14 protein-coding genes are annotated in these 16,794 nt (G+C 69.7%); 9 read left to right on the forward strand and 5 right to left on the reverse strand.

Features of this window, described 5'->3' with window-relative positions; all coding sequences use genetic code 11:
* The first annotated feature begins 95 nt into the window (after positions 1-95).
* The gene (locus tag BN3385_RS13560; RefSeq protein WP_059017253.1) at positions 96-467 is read left to right on the forward strand and encodes a hypothetical protein; all 372 of its coding nucleotides are present in this window, start codon (positions 96-98) and stop codon (positions 465-467) included.
* A 2-nt stretch (positions 468-469) separates the two neighbouring features.
* On the opposite strand, the gene BN3385_RS13565 is transcribed toward BN3385_RS13560, so the two are convergent.
* Positions 470-1,417: a hypothetical protein gene (locus BN3385_RS13565; protein WP_059017254.1), complete on the reverse strand. Its 948-nt coding sequence runs from the start codon at positions 1,415-1,417 to the stop codon at positions 470-472.
* Positions 1,418-1,617: 200 nt separating this feature from the next.
* On the opposite strand from BN3385_RS13565, the gene BN3385_RS13570 reads away from it, so the two are divergent.
* Positions 1,618-4,197 carry a bifunctional FO biosynthesis protein CofGH gene (locus tag BN3385_RS13570; RefSeq protein ID WP_059017255.1) on the forward strand — a complete coding sequence of 860 codons (2,580 nt, stop codon included), beginning with the start codon at positions 1,618-1,620 and terminating at the stop codon, positions 4,195-4,197.
* A 31-nt stretch (positions 4,198-4,228) separates the two neighbouring features.
* Positions 4,229-4,858 (forward strand): hypothetical protein, encoded by a 630-nt coding sequence (locus BN3385_RS13575; protein ID WP_059017256.1) that lies wholly within the window; start codon positions 4,229-4,231, stop codon positions 4,856-4,858.
* On the opposite strand, the gene BN3385_RS13580 is transcribed toward BN3385_RS13575, so the two are convergent.
* Entirely contained in the window at positions 4,824-6,848 is a 2,025-nt protein-coding gene (locus BN3385_RS13580; protein WP_059017257.1) for an NADPH-dependent 2,4-dienoyl-CoA reductase, read from the reverse strand. The genes BN3385_RS13575 and BN3385_RS13580 overlap by 35 nt on opposite strands.
* A 76-nt stretch (positions 6,849-6,924) precedes the next feature.
* Between BN3385_RS13580 and BN3385_RS13585 the strand changes: the two genes are divergently transcribed.
* From BN3385_RS13585 to dapC, 3 genes are all read left to right on the forward strand, one after another.
* Positions 6,925-7,809 carry a hypothetical protein gene (locus BN3385_RS13585; protein WP_156432748.1) on the forward strand — a complete coding sequence of 295 codons (885 nt, stop codon included), beginning with the start codon at positions 6,925-6,927 and terminating at the stop codon, positions 7,807-7,809.
* 176 nt (positions 7,810-7,985) lie between these two features.
* Positions 7,986-8,309 (forward strand): ferredoxin, encoded by a 324-nt coding sequence (gene fdxA, locus BN3385_RS13590; protein ID WP_059017259.1) that lies wholly within the window; start codon positions 7,986-7,988, stop codon positions 8,307-8,309.
* A gap of 14 nt (positions 8,310-8,323) precedes the next feature.
* Positions 8,324-9,430, forward strand: coding sequence for a succinyldiaminopimelate transaminase (gene dapC / locus BN3385_RS13595; protein ID WP_197415211.1), 1,107 nt, complete (start codon positions 8,324-8,326; stop codon positions 9,428-9,430).
* A 45-nt stretch (positions 9,431-9,475) separates the two neighbouring features.
* Here the strand turns inward: dapC and mspA are convergent, their stop codons facing one another.
* Both mspA and BN3385_RS13605 read right to left on the reverse strand, forming a co-directional pair.
* Entirely contained in the window at positions 9,476-10,114 is a 639-nt protein-coding gene (mspA, locus tag BN3385_RS13600) for a porin MspA (protein ID WP_059017261.1), read from the reverse strand.
* Positions 10,115-10,313: 199 nt separating this feature from the next.
* Complete coding sequence (locus BN3385_RS13605) at positions 10,314-11,870, reverse strand: PucR family transcriptional regulator (protein WP_059017262.1); 1,557 nt, start codon at positions 11,868-11,870, stop codon at positions 10,314-10,316.
* Between the two features lie 83 nt (positions 11,871-11,953).
* Here BN3385_RS13605 and pruA point away from each other — a divergent pair, with 83 nt between their 5' ends.
* From pruA to BN3385_RS13620, 3 genes are all read left to right on the forward strand, one after another.
* Positions 11,954-13,588 carry an L-glutamate gamma-semialdehyde dehydrogenase gene (gene pruA, locus BN3385_RS13610; RefSeq protein WP_059017263.1) on the forward strand — a complete coding sequence of 545 codons (1,635 nt, stop codon included), beginning with the start codon at positions 11,954-11,956 and terminating at the stop codon, positions 13,586-13,588.
* Complete coding sequence (locus BN3385_RS13615; RefSeq protein WP_059017264.1) at positions 13,585-14,583, forward strand: proline dehydrogenase family protein; 999 nt, start codon at positions 13,585-13,587, stop codon at positions 14,581-14,583. Before pruA ends, BN3385_RS13615 begins: the two co-directional genes overlap by 4 nt.
* Positions 14,584-14,765: 182 nt before the next feature.
* Complete coding sequence (locus BN3385_RS13620) at positions 14,766-15,524, forward strand: sulfite exporter TauE/SafE family protein (RefSeq protein WP_059017265.1); 759 nt, start codon at positions 14,766-14,768, stop codon at positions 15,522-15,524.
* On the opposite strand, the gene BN3385_RS13625 is transcribed toward BN3385_RS13620, so the two are convergent.
* Positions 15,490-16,776, reverse strand: a complete 1,287-nt coding sequence (locus BN3385_RS13625; protein WP_059017266.1) for an acyltransferase family protein — start codon at positions 16,774-16,776, stop codon at positions 15,490-15,492. The two genes, BN3385_RS13620 and BN3385_RS13625, sit on opposite strands and share 35 nt — an antisense overlap.
* Positions 16,777-16,794 lie beyond the last annotated feature (18 nt).

The raw sequence follows: 16,794 nt of genomic DNA on the forward strand, positions 1-16,794 counted from the left end.
AGCAAACAATCAGCAACGAGCAACGGTGATCCGGGTCTCGGCGCGGTGGGTACCCGCGACAGCGCCGAAGCGAGGAAGGGGCGACACTCCTACCCGTGGAGGATCCCGCCATTCGCACGGTCGTGTTGGCTCTGCTGGCCGTTGACGGCGTCATCTCGGCGGTGGTCGGTGCCCTGCTGCTACCGCTCTACCTGGGGCCGGTGCCCTTCCCGATCAGCGCGCTGATCAGCGGTCTGGTCAACGCCATGTTGGTCTGGGCGGCGATGTACTGGACCGACTCCACCCGCCTCGCGGCGCTACCGCTACTCACCTGGCTGTTCACGGTCGCTGCCCTGACCCTCGGCGGGCCAGGCGGTGACATCGTGTTCGGCGGCCCGGGTGTGATGGCCTACAGCGTGCTGCTGTTCCTGGTGCTGGGGGCGGGGCCGCCCGGCTGGCTGCTGTGGCGGCGTAACCGCGCCGAGTAGCGCTAGTCGCCCGACTTCGCCTTGTGGGCGCGGGCCGACCCGCCCGTGGACCCCGACTTCTTGGCCGAACCGCCGGACTTCGTGCCGCCGTTGTCCGAGGAGTTGTCACCGGTCTTCGGGGTGTCCGGGGTGGCGTCCGGGGTGTCGACGGCCGTGGTGGTGCTGTCGACAACCTGGGCGGACAGCGCCGCCACCGACGGGGTGTCCTTGACGGCCTTCGTGCGTGCGGAGTGGCCGGTGGCCTTGGGCGTCTCGGCGGGAGCGGCGTCCTCGGCCGGGGCGTCGGCCGATCCGTCACCGGCGACCGCGGCGGCCAGCGGGGCGGCGGCCACGGCGGCACCCGGCAGCGGCGGGAAGGGCAGCGGCGGCAGCGGCGGCAGGATCCAGCCGATGAAGTAGTCGATCTCGGCCAGCACGGTGTTGACCACCGCGGCGACTGTGGACTGCACGACGATGTTGATCCCGGTACCCCAGACCGCGAGGTTCAGCGGGTCGTTGAGGACCGGGACGATCAGCCCGTAGACCAGGGCGTTGCCGATCGGCACACCGAGGTTGTTCCACAGCAACGGGAACTGATCGCCGATCAGGCTCAGCGGCCACACCCAGCCCAGCGCGTACTGCGCCAGGTCGGCGGCGTAGCCGACCCAGTAGTTGATGAAGTTCCACGACGAGATGACCCAGTCACCGGCGGTGCTGTTGGCCGTGACCGATGCCTGCGGCGTGGCGGCGGCCGACGCCGCGGCGGCAGGTTTGGGAGCCTCGCTGACCAGGCCCAACGCCGCAGCAGCGGTGGTGACGGGCTGCACCAGCGGCTGCACTGCGGCGCTCAGGCGCAGGGAGGTGGCGGACACCGTCTCCGGCGCGACGACCTGCATGGGTGCGATGGTCAGGGCGCTTGCGACGACGGTCGCCATACCGGCGGTCAGATAGGAACGAACGGACACGGTCATGGTGCAAACTCCCAGAATCTGTACAGCGAACACCCTTAACTTACGTTCTCGTCAGCCTGGTGTTACACATTCCGCCGCGAGTCTCGGTTGGCGGATCAGCGGCGCAGACGCGCGTATTACTGTGTGGACCATGTCAGCTGCTCGAATTTCAGATTGTGAGACGTGCGGATGATTTCCCTGCTGTCGATGGTTACCGGGGAGTGGCCCTGAACCCGCAGCACCCCAGTCCGCTGCCCAGCCCCGTGGTTCCGCCGCGGACTGACACCCCTGCACCTGCCGCGATGAGACGCGTGCTCCGGCGTGCCCGCGACGGGGTGGCTCTCAACGTTGACGAGGCCGCGATCGCGATGACCGCACGCGGCGACGACCTGGCCGAGTTGTGCGCCAGTGCCGCCCGGGTCCGCGACGCCGGTCTGGAGACGGCAGGCAGGCGCGGCCCAGGCGGCCGGCTGCCGGTGACCTACTCGCGCAAGGTCTTCATTCCGGTCACCCATCTGTGCCGGGACACCTGCCACTACTGCACGTTTGTGACGGTGCCGGGCAAGCTGCGTGCCGAAGGTCGCGGCATGTACCTCGAGCCCGACGAGATCCTGGAGATCGCCCGCAACGGGGCCGAATTGGGTTGCAAGGAGGCCTTGTTCACCCTCGGTGACCGGCCGGAAGCCCGGTGGCCGGAGGCGCGCCAGTGGCTCGACGAACGTGGCTACGACTCCACCCTGGACTATGTGCGGGCGATGGCGATCCGGGTGCTCGAGGAGACCGGACTGCTGCCGCACCTGAACCCCGGCGTGATGAGCTGGGCGGAACTGTCGCGGCTCAAGCCTGTCGCGCCGTCGATGGGCATGATGCTGGAGACCACGTCGCGGCGGCTCTTCGAGACCAAGGGCCTGGCGCACTACGGCAGCCCCGACAAGGACCCGGAGGTCCGGCTGCGCACGCTGACCGACGCGGGCCGGCTGTCCATCCCGTTCACCACGGGTCTGCTGGTCGGGATCGGTGAGAACCTGACTGAACGCGCCGAGACGCTGCATGCGATCCGGCGGCTGCACAAGGAGTTCGGGCACATCCAGGAAGTGATCGTGCAGAACTTCCGGGCCAAGGACCACACCGCGATGGCCGCCGCCCCGGACGCCGAATTCGACGACTTCGTCGCGACCGTCGCCGTGAGCCGCCTGGTGCTCGGTCCCGGGATGCGCATCCAGGCCCCGCCGAACCTGGTGTCGCGCGCCGAATGCCTGGCGCTGCTCGGCGCCGGTGTCGACGACTGGGGCGGTGTCTCACCGCTGACACCCGACCATGTCAATCCGGAGCGGCCCTGGCCCGCGCTGGACGAACTGGCCGAGGTGACCGCCGAGGGCGGGTTCGACCTGGTGCAGCGGCTCACCGCACAGCCGCGGTACGTCCAGGGCGGGGCGGCGTGGATCGACCCGCGGGTGGCCGGCCACGTCGCGGCCCTGGCCGATCCGCAGACCGGCTTCGCGCTCGACGTGAACCCGACCGGGCGGCCGTGGCAGGAGCCCGATGAGACCACCGAGTCGCTGGGGCGCACCGACCTGCACACCGCCATCGACGCTGAGGGCCGGCTCACCGAGACCCGCAGCGATCTGGGCAGCGCGTTCGGTGACTGGGAATCCATCCGCACCCAGGTGGGGGAGTTGGCCGCCCGCGCGCCGGAGCGGATCGACACCGATGTGGCCGCCGCACTACGGGCAGCCGAACGCAACCCGGGCGGGTGCAGTGACGACGAGTACCTGGCCCTGGCAACCGCCGAGGGCCCGGCGTTGGATGCGGTTGCCGCCCTTGCTGATTCGTTGCGCCGCGATACCGTCGGCGAGGACGTCACCTTCGTGGTGAACCGCAATATCAACTTCACCAACATCTGCTACACCGGCTGCCGGTTCTGCGCGTTCGCCCAGCGCAAGGGTGACGCCGACGCCTTCTCGCTGTCCACCAGCGAGGTGGCCGACCGGGCGTGGGAAGCCCACGTCGCCGGGGCCACCGAGGTGTGCATGCAGGGCGGTATCGATCCCGAGCTGCCGGTGACGGGGTACGCCGACCTGGTGCGCGCGGTCAAGGCCCGCGTGCCCTCGATGCACGTGCACGCGTTCTCGCCGATGGAGATCGCCAACGGAGTCACCAAGAGCGGCTTGAGTATTCGCGAGTGGCTGACCGGGCTGCGCGAAGCCGGCCTGGACACCATCCCCGGCACCGCCGCGGAGATCCTCGACGACGAGGTGCGCTGGGTGCTGACCAAGGGCAAGCTGCCCACCTCGCTGTGGGTCGAGATCGTCACCACCGCCCACGAGGTGGGTCTGCGGTCAAGCTCGACGATGATGTACGGCCACGTCGACACCCCGCGGCACTGGGTCGGTCACCTCAACGTGCTGCGCGGTATCCAGGACCGCACCGGCGGTTTCACCGAGTTCGTGCCGCTGCCCTTCGTGCACCAGTCCTCGCCGCTGTATCTGGCCGGGGCGTCCCGGCCCGGGCCCACCCACCGCGACAACCGCGCCGTGCATGCCCTGGCCCGAATCATGCTGCACGGCAGGATCTCTCAGATTCAGACCAGCTGGGTCAAGCTCGGCGTGGAGCGCACCCAGGTGATGCTCAACGGCGGCGCCAACGATCTGGGCGGCACCCTGATGGAGGAGACCATCTCCCGGATGGCCGGCTCCGAGCACGGCTCGGCCAAGACGGTGGCCGAGTTGGTCGCGATCGCCGAGGGTATCGGCCGGCCGGCGCGGCAGCGCACCACGACCTACGCCACGCGTGCTGCCTGAGGGAACTCATCGGCTGCCGCTCACTGCGGGGGTGGCGTTCGCCGTCCTGTCGGTCGCGGCTCTGCTGGTCGCCCCGCCCTGGCCGGGGGTCGACCGGCCCGGCAGCGCGGTCGTGGAGCATGTCACGCGTCATGCCTCGGCGATCCGGTTGCAGGCGTTGCTGATTGCGCTGAGCCTACTGGCCGTGGTGGTCGTGGTCGGCTTCGCCCGGCAGCGCCTGGACGGCCCGGCCGCGCCCATCTTCACGATCGGCGCTGCGGTGTTCGTCGCCCAAATCGGTATCGAGGTGTGGTTCACCGCCGGCCTCACACTGCACGCTGCCGGGCTGGAACCGGCCACCGCCCGCACGCTGGCCGACATCGCGGCCATGTGGGGCCCGCTGCTGACCGTCGCCGACCTGATGCTGGCCGGGCCGATCGTCTGGGCGGCGCGCCAAGGCCGGTTTCCGCAGTGGCTGGCCGTCGTCGCCGCGGTGTTCGCCGTCGAGCAGTTCGTCGAACTGGTCACGATCATCGGGCCCGCAGGCAGTTTCATCGCCCCGGGCGGGCCGATGAACGTCGTCCTGGGTGGTGCGCTGCTGGTGGTCTTCGTCGTCGCACTCGCTGCCGCCGTGGCCTTGCCCGCGCCTACAGCGCCGCCGCCACCTCGGTCCCCTGCTTGATTGCCCGTTTGGCGTCCAGCTCGGAGGCCAGTGCCGCTCCGCCGACCACCTTCGGCTCGATCCCCTTGCCGCGCAGGGCATCCGCGAGGTCGCACACCGATTCCTGGCCGGCGCAGATCACGACGGTGTCGACGGCCAGCAGCTGGGCCCGCCGGCGTCTGGGGCCGAAGCTGATGTGCAGCCCCGCGTCGTCGATCCGCTCGTAGTTCACCCCGGACAGCTGGTGAACGCCCTTGGCCCGCAATGACGCCCGGTGGACCCACCCGGTGGTCCTGCCCAGTCCGCGGCCCTGCGGGCCGCTTCCGCGCTGCAGCAGCCACACCTCGCGGGCCGGGGGTGCCGGAACCGGTGTACCCAGCGCGCCGCGCGCCTCGGCGGGGTCGACGACTCCCCATTCGGCTTTCCACTCCTTGATGTTCAGGGTGGGTGACTCGACGGTGGTCAGCAGTTCTGCCACATCGAAACCGATTCCGCCCGCACCGATCACGGCCACCCGCGGCCCCACCGGCTTGGCCCCGGTGATCGCCTCGGGATAGCTGAGCACCATGGGGTGGTCGATGCCGGGAATATCGGGCACCCGCGGGCGCACCCCGGTGGCCAGCACGATGTCGTCGAATCGCGTCAGATCCTGCGCGCCGGCCCGGGTACCCAGACGGACGTCGACCCGATGCACGGTGAGCATCGTGGTGAAGTAGCGGATGGTCTGGCTGAACTCCTCTTTGCCGGGGATGCGGCGGGCCAGGTCGAACTGCCCGCCGATCGTGTCGGCGGCCTCGAACAGGGTGACCCGGTGGCCGCGCTGGGCGGCGCTGACCGCGGCGGCCAGACCCGCGGGCCCGGCGCCGACGACGGCCACCGAACGTGTTGTCCGGGTGGGGGAGAGCACCAGCTCGGTCTCATGACAGGCCCGCGGGTTGAGCAGGCAGGACACCGTGCGATGCACGAACGCATGATCCAGGCAGGCCTGGTTGCAGGCGATGCAGGTGTTGATCTCGTCAGCCCGCCCGTCGCGGGCCTTGGCCACCCAGTCCGGGTCGGCCAGCAGCGGACGCGCCATCGAGATCGCCGAGACCGCGGTGTCGGTGAGGATCGCCTCGGCGGCCTGCGGCATGTTGATCCGATTGCTGGCGATCACCGGGATGTCGACGTGCCGGGCCACCGCATCGGAGATGTCGACGAATGCCCCGCCCGGCACCGAGGTCACGATCGTCGGCACCCGAGCCTCGTGCCAGCCGAAGCCGGAGTTGATCAGGCTGGCCCCGGCGGCCTCGACTTCGGTTGCCAGCGAGAGGATTTCATCCCAGCCCTGGCCGTCGGGGACGTAGTCGGCCATCGACATCCGGTAGCAGATCAGGAACTCGGGACCGACGGCTGCCCGGGTGCGCGCGACGATCTCGACCGGAAGCCGCCGGCGTTTCTCCGGTGTGCCGCCCCACTCGTCGGTGCGCCGGTTGGTGCACGGCGCCAGGAACTGGTTGAGCAGATACCCTTCGCTGCCCATGATCTCGACGCCGTCGTACCCGGCCAGCTGCGCCAGCCGGGCGCACCGCACGAAATCGTCGATGGTCTGACGCACCCCGCGAGCGGAGAGCGCACGGGGCCGAAAAGGGTTGATGGGAGCCTTGATCGATGATGCGCTGACCGACAGCGGGTGGTACGCGTAGCGGCCGGCGTGCAGGATCTGCAGGAGGATCCGCCCGCCCGCGTCGTGCACCGCACCGGTGATCCGGCGGTGCCGGCGAGCCTGCCCGGCGGTGGTCAGCTCCGCGGCCAGCGGCAGCAGCCAGCCGGTGCGGTTGGGCGCGTAGCCGCCGGTGATGATCAGCCCGACCCCGCCGCGGGCGCGTTCGGCGAAGTAATGCGCCAGCCTGTCGGTGTGCGCGGCCCGGTCCTCCAGACCGGTGTGCATCGAGCCCATCACCACCCGGTTGGGCAGCCTGACGTGGCCGAGGTCCAGCGGGGACATCAGGGTCGGATACGTCTGGCTCATCAGCCCCCGTTCTGCGCGTCGAGCGGCAAGAATGATCATCTTCTCCCAGTGCCGCAGCGTCCGGAAGGAGCTCATCATGAGTGACTGCCAGCTGTGGTACGACTTCGACTTCTCCAGTGCGGCCGGGATGTACTCCCAACTCGGTGGCACGCTGGCCGGTTTCGCCTTCGTGGCGATCACCCTGATGCTCAACCGTCAGCATCGCCGGGAGGCCCTCGGCGTCAAAGACCCCATCGAGGAACTCGTCCAGGACCGCCGCTGCGTGGCCGCGCTCGGCTGCTCGTTTCTGGGGCTGATCGCCACCACCACGCTGTATGCGACGGCCTCGGGTGAACAGACCTGCGCGCTGATCATGGGCCGGGGCGCCTCCGAGGAGGTGCTGGCCGGGGTGGCCTTCGCGTTCTCGCTCTACACGCTGCTGTTCGCGGCGGTTCAGCTGGTGTCGGCGGCGGCGCTGGGCACCCATCTGCGCTTCATCGTTGCGGTCATCACCCCGCCGATCGTGGTCGCCTTCATCATGGCCACCCTCGGCGATCTGGCGCTGTCGCTGGCCAGTCCGCCCGCCAACATCACCCCCGGTCAGCCCATCGACCCGGTGTGGACACCGCAGGGCCTGCAGTTATGGGAACGCAGCCAGTCGCTGGCGCCGTGGCTCACCGCCGGTGTCCTCGTGGTCGCCGCGGTGGTGTGGGCGGCCGGTATCCGGGTACGCCGCAGCAGCGGGCAGCCGACCCGCGTGGTGTCGGTGTCGCTGACGCTGTTGCCCTACGTCAGCCTGGGATTGGTGCTGTTCGCGGTGTGGCGGTCGCTGGAGCTGTCGGATCTGGACCCCGGCGATCGGATCAGTACGGGTGAGGCGTGGTGGCTGGTCGGGATCTCGATGGCGATCGTCCTGGCGCAGAGCGTGAGCCTGTCCCTGGAACGCGGGGAGGAGTACGTGGAACTGCCCGGCGCGTCGTGACCGTATTCGGGTCGAACTCCGCGGCGCGGGATGGCTAATATACGCAACGTCTAGTATCAGTAACCACGCAGAAGTTAGGGCACACTGACTCAGCCGTCGGGGTGCCGACATCGGATACTGGGCCCTCAGTACCGCGCCAGAGACCTACAGCCAACTGCAGACCGAGGAGAACGTTCGTGACGTACACGATTGCCGAACCCTGCGTCGACATCAAAGACAAGGCATGTATCGAGGAGTGCCCCGTCGACTGCATCTATGAGGGTGCACGCATGCTGTACATCCACCCCGACGAATGCGTCGACTGCGGTGCATGCGAGCCGGTCTGCCCCGTGGAGGCGATCTACTACGAGGACGACGTCCCGGATCAGTGGTCGCAGTACACCCAGATCAACGCTGACTTCTTCGCCGAGCTGGGCTCGCCGGGCGGTGCGTCGAAGGTCGGCCAGACCGACAACGACCCGCAGGTGATCAAGGACCTGCCGCCCAAGGAAGAAGACTGACGGCCCACCACCCGTTGCGCGCCCGGCGGGTCTCGGGACGACTTCCGGTCTTCCCCTGGGACACCCTCGCCGACGTGACCGCCACCGCCCGGGCTCATCCGGGCGGCATCGTCGACCTCTCGGTCGGTACGCCGGTGGACGAGGTTGCCCCCGTCATCCGCGAGGCCCTGGCCGCTGCCAGTGGCGCGCCGGGCTATCCCACGACGGCAGGCACCCCGGCGCTGCGGGCGTCGGCGGTGGCCGCGCTGCAGCGCCGCTACGGCATCACCGGCCTGGCTGAACACGCCGTGCTCCCGGTGATCGGCACCAAGGAGCTCATCGCCTGGCTGCCGACACTGCTCGGCCTGGGATCTGACGACCTGGTCGTGGTCCCCGAGCTGGCCTATCCGACCTATGAGGTCGGTGCGCTGCTGGCCGGTGCACCGGTGGTTGCCGCCGATTCGCTGACCCAGCTGGGCCCGCAGTCGCCGGCGTTGGTCTTCATCAACTCACCCAGCAACCCGACGGGCCGGGTGCTGGGCGTCGAGCATCTGCGCAAGGTGGTCGAGTGGGCCCGCGAGCGCGGTGCGCTGGTGGCCTCCGATGAGTGCTATCTCGGTCTGGGCTGGACCGAGCGGCCCGTCTCGGTACTGCACCCCGACGTCAGCGGCGGTGACCACACCGGCCTGCTCGCGGTGCACTCGCTGTCGAAGACCTCGTCGCTGGCCGGCTATCGCGCCGGCTTCGTTGCCGGCGACGCCGAGGTGGTGGGCGAGTTGCTCGCCGTGCGCAAGCACGCCGGGATGATGGTGCCCACGCCGGTTCAGGCCGCCATGGTCGCCGCCCTGGACGACGACGACCACGAACGTGTGCAGCGCGAGCGCTACGCCGCGCGCCGCGAGGTGCTGCTGGCCGCCTTCCGGTCGGCCGGATTCACCGTCGACCACTCCGAGGCGGGCCTGTATCTGTGGGCCACCCGTGGTGAGCCCTGCCGGGACACTCTGGCCTGGCTGGCCGAGCGCGGCATCCTGGTGGCGCCAGGCGAGTTCTACGGCCCGCGCGGCGCCCACCACGTCCGGGTGGCGCTGACCGCCACCGACGAACGTATCTCCGCCGCGGCGGAGCGGCTGGGCCAGCAGTAGCAGGCCCAACCGCCCCGCACGTGAAGCGGAGTCAATGCAGTTGTGTCAGTTCATGTTCCAGGGTTCGCCGTAGGTGGTGACGCTGTCACCGGCCTTGGAGATCAGGCGGGCGAACGGACGCAGCAGCACACCGCCGGCCGCACCGGTCACGGTGCCGTGGGCGTTGGCCACGGCCACCGAGCCGTTGGGGCCTTCGACGTCCACCGAGAAGGTGGCGACTTCCTGGATACCGGGGCCATTGCCCAGGTCAGCGCTGATCGACACACCCGGGAACAGGTTCGGGGTGATGACCGAGCCCAGCGGGTTGAAACCCGTCGGGGAGATATCGGCGTCATCGAGCAGGATGTTGGGGGTGGTGTAGCTGAAGTTGATACCCACACCCAGTGACCACGGGAAGCCGACCTGGTAGCCCAGCTCCAAGGTGCCCGCGAACTCGTCGGCACCGGGGCCCACGACGCTGTAGACAGCCTTGCCAGAGTGGAACCACTCACGGGTCAGCCGGTTGCGGTCCAGGGGGAACACGCCGTCCAGGAAGGTGTCCCACTGCTGAATCGTCAGGGTCCGGCCACCGCCGTCCACCAGACTCAATTGATTGTCCAACCCGGCATTGGACGTTCCATTGCCGACGAACAGTGCCGCCATGGCGGCGATCAACGCCACCAGCACTCGACCCATGTATTTCATGCTGACCCCTTAGTGCTTCGACGGTGAGTCGGAGGGCCCCGCGTTCACCGAGGTTTCTATTGCTGCCCGGACGGGACCGCGGACCTGCGGCGTGGATGGACGACCACGTGACAGGGCTCACAGCCAGTCATGACAAAAGCCTCATCGGCACCAGTAACCACATCGTTACCAATTTTCTCGGAAAATTTTTAGCGCACGCTCAGGCAGTGGCCCGCAGGCTCAGCGCCAGCAGCAGCCGTACGTCCGGATCGGCCAGCGAGGTGGCCATCACCTGCTCGATCCGGCGGACCCGGTAGCGCACGGTGTTCGGGTGCACGTGCAGCTCGGCGGCGGCTGCGGCGATATCGCCGAAGCTGTCCAGGTAGGCCGCCAACGTGGCGGCCAGCACCGGCTCGAGTTCGCGCAGCCGGCGCACCCGCGGATCGACCAGCCGCTCATTGGCGCCGATCATCGTGACGATCTCGTCGAGCAGCACCGTGGTGCGCGCCTGCGCCAAGGTGGTCACCTGCCCGATGGCCACCGGGTGACGTTCGGCGCTGTCGAGCACCCGGTCGATCTCCCGGCGGGCACCGGCCACCGCGCCCAGACCGGCCACCGGTGCGGCGATCACCGCCCGCAGTTCCAGCCCGAGTTCGGTGCGCAGGGTGGCGATCGTGCCGCGGATCCAGGACACCACCGGCCCGGTGCGCCCGGAATCGGGCAGCAACACGTAGACCCGCGAACCGTTCGAGCCGACCTGTGCGTCCGGGCGAAAAGCGCTGGCGCTCAACGCCAGAACGTCAACCAGGCGGGGATGCTCAGTGCGGGTGTCGAAGCCGATCACCGCCGCACGGCCCTCGGCCGCCACGCCGAGTTCGCGGGCTAGGTCGGCGATGTCGGTATCGGTGTCGGCCAGCCCGAGCACCTGTTGCACGGCCAGCAGATGCGCCGACGGCCGCGCCGCCAGCCGGGCCATGATGCGGGCGGCCAGCACCGCCGCGCCGCGCAGCACGTCCTCGGCGTCGTCGGCCAGTGGCCGGGAGCCCTGCTGCACCCAGATGGTGCCCATGAACCGGGCGTCGGGCCGGTGGATGCCGATGGCCAGCCGGGGCCGTAACCCCAGCGCGGGCCGCTCGTCGACGCTGACCACCTCACTGCCCGCACGCAGGATGTCGAAGATGCCCCACTGGGCGATCCATTGCAGGTGTTCGGGCGGGCCAGCACGGCCCAGGATGGACAGCCGGCGCAGTTCGTCGGCCTCGTCGTTGGATGCCGAGTAGGCCAGCACATGGGACTGGTCGTCCTCGATGCTGACCATCCCGTGGGTGCGGTCCGCGATGGACTGGGCCAGGGCGAACAGGTCGGTGCCCGAATCCGAGACCGGGTCGGCGCGGCGCGCCTCGAAGACGTGGTTGACCAGGCGATACAACCGTTCCCAGCGGGCCTTGGGGTCGACGGCCACCACCGCGGTGCCCACCGCGGTGGCACGGGCGACGACGGCATCGGACGGCTCCTTGACGAAGATTGCCGCCGGGGCGCCGTGAGCGGTGGTCTGCCGGTCGATCCACCGGGCCGCATCGGAGGCGCCGATGCCGAGCAGGAAGAAGACGTCGGCCGAGCCCGCGCTCACCGCGAGCCCGAGCCGGACGTCATCGGAGTCGATGAGGGCCGCCGACCGCACCGGCACATCCAGCCCGCGGGGTGCCTCGACGAGCCGGACCAGCGTGGCATCCAGCGCCAACACCAGTTGGCCGAGCCCGACACCGGTGGAGCGCATGTTGTCGGATTCTACTAGTAGGTGCAGTAACTCTTGGCTGATCGGCCAACAGATTGTGCGGTTGGCCAGGCGATCCTTGTGCCATGGACGCCCGCACCGATGTACCCGCCCCGGCCAACGAGCCGGTCCACGACTACGCGCCCCACTCCGCCGAACGCGCCCGCCTCACCACGGCGCTGCGTGACCTGTCCGCCAACCCGATCGACCTGCCGCACGTCATCGCCGGCCGCCACGCCATGGGTGACGGTGACCGGATCGACGTCGTGCAGCCGCACCGGCACGCGGCGCGGCTGGGCACCCTGACCAACGCCACCGCCGCCGAAGGCGCCGCCGCGGTGGATGCGGCGATGGCCGCCAAGGCGGACTGGGCCGCGACGTCATTCGACGACCGGGCCGCGGTGTTCCTGCGCGCCGCCGACCTGCTGGCCGGGCCGTGGCGGGAGAAGATCGCCGCCGCCACCATGCTCGGCCAGTCCAAGACCGCCTACCAGGCCGAGATCGACGCCCCCTGCGAACTCGTCGACTTCTGGCGATTCAACGTCGCCTTCGCCCGGCAGATCCTGGCCCAGCAGCCGGTCAGCGGGCCCGGCGTCTGGAACCGCACCGACTACCGGCCGCTGGACGGCTTCGTCTACGCGATCACCCCGTTCAACTTCACCGCGATCGCCGGCAACCTGCCCACCGCGCCCGCGCTGATGGGCAACACCGTGGTGTGGAAGCCGTCGATCACCCAGAGCTTCGCCGCCTACCTGACGATGCAGGTGCTCGAGGCCGCCGGCCTGCCACCGGGCGTGATCAACCTCGTTGCCGGCGACGGCTACGCGGTCTCCGATGTGGTGCTCGCCGACCGCCGGCTGTCCGGTATCCACTTCACCGGCTCCACGGCCACCTTCCAGCACCTGTGGCGCGAGGTCGGCACCCGCATCGCCGACTACGACAGCTACCCGCGGCTGGTCGGCGAGACCGGTGGCAAGGACTTCGTCCTCGCCCACACCTCGGCCGACCCGGATGTGTTGCGCACCGCGCTGATTCGCGGCGCCTTCGACTACCAGGGCCAGAAGTGCTCGGCGGCCTCGCGGGCGTTCATCCCACGCTCGGTGTGGCAGCGGATGGGCGATGACTTCCTGGCCGCCACCGAGGCGCTGAGCTACGGCGACGTCACCGACCTGTCCCACTACGGCGGTGCGGTGATCGACGCCCGCTCCTTCGCCAAGAACGCCGCGGCCATCGATCGCGCCAAGAGCGCGCCCGGGGTGACGGTCGCCGTGGGCGGCGAATGTGACGACAGCGAAGGCTATTTCGTGCGGCCCACCGTGCTGCTGTCCGACGACCCGGGTGACGAGGCGTTCCGCACCGAGTACTTCGGGCCGATCCTGGCCGTCCACGTCTATCCCGACGAGCAGTTCGACGACATCCTCGATGTGGTTGACGGCGGGTCGCGCTACGCGCTGACCGGTGCGGTGATCGCCGACGACCGGGCCGCGGTGGCCACGGCCGCCGACCGGCTGCGGTTCGCGGCGGGCAACTTCTACGTCAACGACAAGCCGACCGGTGCGGTGGTGGGCCAGCAGCCCTTCGGCGGCTCACGGGCGTCGGGCACCAATGACAAGGCCGGCTCTGCGCTGAACCTGCTGCGCTGGACCTCGGCGCGCTCCATCAAGGAGACCTTCGTCCCGCCCACTGATCACCGGTACCCGCACATGGAGGCCCAGTCATGAGCACGGTCAGCGAGAAGCCGAAGGCGGATCGCGCATCGGCGTGGTTCGCCCGCACCGCGCGCCCGGCCATCCTGGCGGCCAGCCGCTCACACCGGTTGCGGCACAGCGCCGAACGGATGCCCATCGCCCGGGATGTGGTGCGCCGGTTCGTCCCAGGGGAGTCCGTCGAGGACGCGCTGAGCGCCGTCGCCGTACTGCGCGACACCGGCCGGATGGTCAGCATCGACTACCTCGGCGAGGACGTCACCGACACCGAGACCGCCGACGCCACGGTGGCGGCCTACCTTGGTCTGCTCGACGCGCTGGCCGCCGGCTTCGACGCGGGCGGCGCGGTCCGGCCCCTGGAGGTGTCGCTGAAACTGTCCGCGTTGGGCCAGGCCCTGCCCAAGGACGGCGACAAGATCGCCCACGAGAACGCCCATGCGATCTGCGAACGCGCCGCGAAGGTGGGCGCGTGGGTGACGGTGGACGCCGAGGACCACACCACCACCGACTCGACACTGTCGATCGTGCGGGAACTGCGCACCGACTATCCCTGGCTGGGCACGGTTCTGCAGGCCTACCTGCGGCGCACCGAAGCCGATTGTGCGGAGTTCGCGGCCTCCGGGGCCCGGATTCGGTTGTGCAAAGGCGCTTATGACGAGCCGGCCGCGGTGGCCTACCGCGATGCCGACGAGGTCAGCGCGTCCTACCTGCGCTGCCTGCGCACGCTGATGGCCGGCTCCGGGTATCCCATGGTGGCCTCGCACGATCCGGCGATCATCACCGTCGTGCCCGGCCTGGCCCGCGAATTCGGCCGTGGTGCAGACGGATTCGAGTACCAGATGCTCTACGGCATCCGCGATGACGAGCAGCGCCGGCTTGCGGACGACGGCAACCACGTGCGGGTGTACGTGCCGTTCGGCACGCAGTGGTACGGCTACTTCGTGCGTCGCCTCGCCGAACGGCCGGCCAACCTGATGTTCTTCCTGCGAGCCCTCGCTCACCGGACCTAATCCCCGGGTCGCTGCGCTCCTGCCCACCGGACCTAACTCCCGGGTCGCTGCGCTCCTGCCCACCGGACCTAACCCCTGGCTGTCGCGATCCTGTTGCTGTCGTGCTGGATACTTGGACGTCTGCTCGATAGCAACAGCCTGGGTGACGTCGGTGATCGTCCCCGCAACCGGAGGGACCGCACCTGAGCGCACTGGACGCCGTCACCCTGGTGATCGCCGGTGTGCTGGGCGGATTGGCCGGCAGTATCGCCGGGTTCGCCTCGGTGGCCACCTATCCCGCGCTGCTGGCCGTCGGCCTGCCCCCGGTCGCGGCCAACGTCACCAACACCGTGGCCCTGGTGTTCAACGGGATCGGCTCGGCGTGGGGGTCGCGCCCGGAGCTGGCCGGCCAGTGGCGGTGGCTGGCGCGCAGCGCACCGGTGGCCGCCCTCGGCGGTGGTGTCGGCGCGACGCTGCTGCTGACCACCCCGGCCGACGCCTTCGAGAAGCTGGTGCCGATCCTGCTGGGCGTGGCGTCGGTGGCGATCGTGATTCCGCGCCGCCCCGGGCCCGCCGGCGGCGCGCGACACCGCGGCGCAGTGGCCGCCGAGCTGCTCGCGATCTTCGGGATCGCGCTGTACGGCGGCTATTTCGGTGCCGCCGCCGGTGTGCTGTTCCTGGCGATGCTGCTGCACCTCGGCTCAGCCAGCCTGGCCCACGCCAACGCCGCCAAGAACGTCCTGCTCGGCCTGGCCAACACCGTGGCCGCATTGATCTTCGTGTTCCTGGCGCCGGTGCACTGGCCGCAGATGATCGTGCTGGGACTCGGCGGACTGGTCGGCGCCCGGCTGGGACCGATCGTGGTGCGGCATGCCCCGGCGACACCGCTGCGCATTCTGATCGGGGTAGCGGGGCTGATCCTGGCGGTCAGGCTCGGTCTGCACGCCTATCGGCCGGCGTGAGCGCGATCAGCGCCACACCGGCAGCGAAGCACGCCGCGGTCCCGATCGGCAGATGCCCGCCGGGCGCGAACCCGTCGATCGCGATCTTGGTCAGCGCCGCGGCCACGGCCAGCGTGCCCGCGGACATCAGCACCCACCCCGCCCACGGCGGGATCGGTACCGCGACGGCGGGCACCGGGGCGGCGAAGAACGCCCGACCCCGCCACAGCAGCAGCAACTCCAGCAGGGCGACCACGGCGAGGATTCCGACCCACGCCAGCCGGAACCACCACCAGGCACCGGATCCGAGCTCGGGTTGCGGTAACAGCCCGGTCGGGTAGCCGACGAGCGCGACGATCACCACCGGGACCATGTGCCACAGGTACAGGGCCATCACGTTGTCATTGGCGATGGCCAGAAACCGTTGGGCGCGAGCCGAACTCAGTGCACGGTTCACCGCGGGCGCAATCGCCAGCACCAGCCCGGTCTGGGTGAGCCCGAGCGCGAGCAACGCCAGATTCGGGGGCGAGGTGTTGTTGAGGGTCTGGCCGGGCACCCCGATCATGCTGATCGGGTAGGGCCCGACGGTCACCAGCAGCACCAGCGCCACTGCCGACACACACGCCAGTGGCACCTCGTGGCGGGCCCGCAACGTGCCGTCCTGCCAGGCGATGCCGAGTTGGTACAGGGCCGCCCACGGCAGCAGGTAGTTCAGCCAGTCCAGGTACGGCACACCTTCGCCGATGGTCGCCACGTCGACGGCGGCCACCGCGACCACCAGGACCACCGGCACCCACAGCCCCCATCGTTGGTGCGCGGCCACCGCCACCGGCGTCAGCGCGATCACCAACACGTAGATGCCCAGGAACCACAGGTGCATGGCGACGGCCCAGGCGCCGAAGTCCAGTTCGGTGCCGGCCACCCCCGCCGCCGCCAGTGCGGCGACCACGAGCAGCACGATCAGCACGTAGATCGCCGTCGGGCCCAGCGGCCGGGTCAGTCGGTGCCGGATCCAGGTCTGCCGGGACTGCCCGTCCTCAGCGAGTCGGCGCCACGACACCGCGCTGGCGTAGCCGGCCACCACGAAGAACACCGGCACCACCTGGAACAGCCAGGTCAGCCATTGTGTCCAGGGCATTTCCACCAGCGGGTTCTGCCGGTAGAACCCGCCATCGTGATAGGTCAGCGCCGCGGTGATCCAGTGGCCGATGACGACCATCAGTAGCGCGACGACGCGGTACAGATCGGCGGCGTGGTTGCGGGTGCTCGGCATGGGCAAGGGGTCGTCGGG

The sequence above is a fragment of the Mycobacterium sp. M26 genome (assembly GCF_001494595.1).
GTDB lineage: Bacteria > Actinomycetota > Actinomycetes > Mycobacteriales > Mycobacteriaceae > Mycobacterium.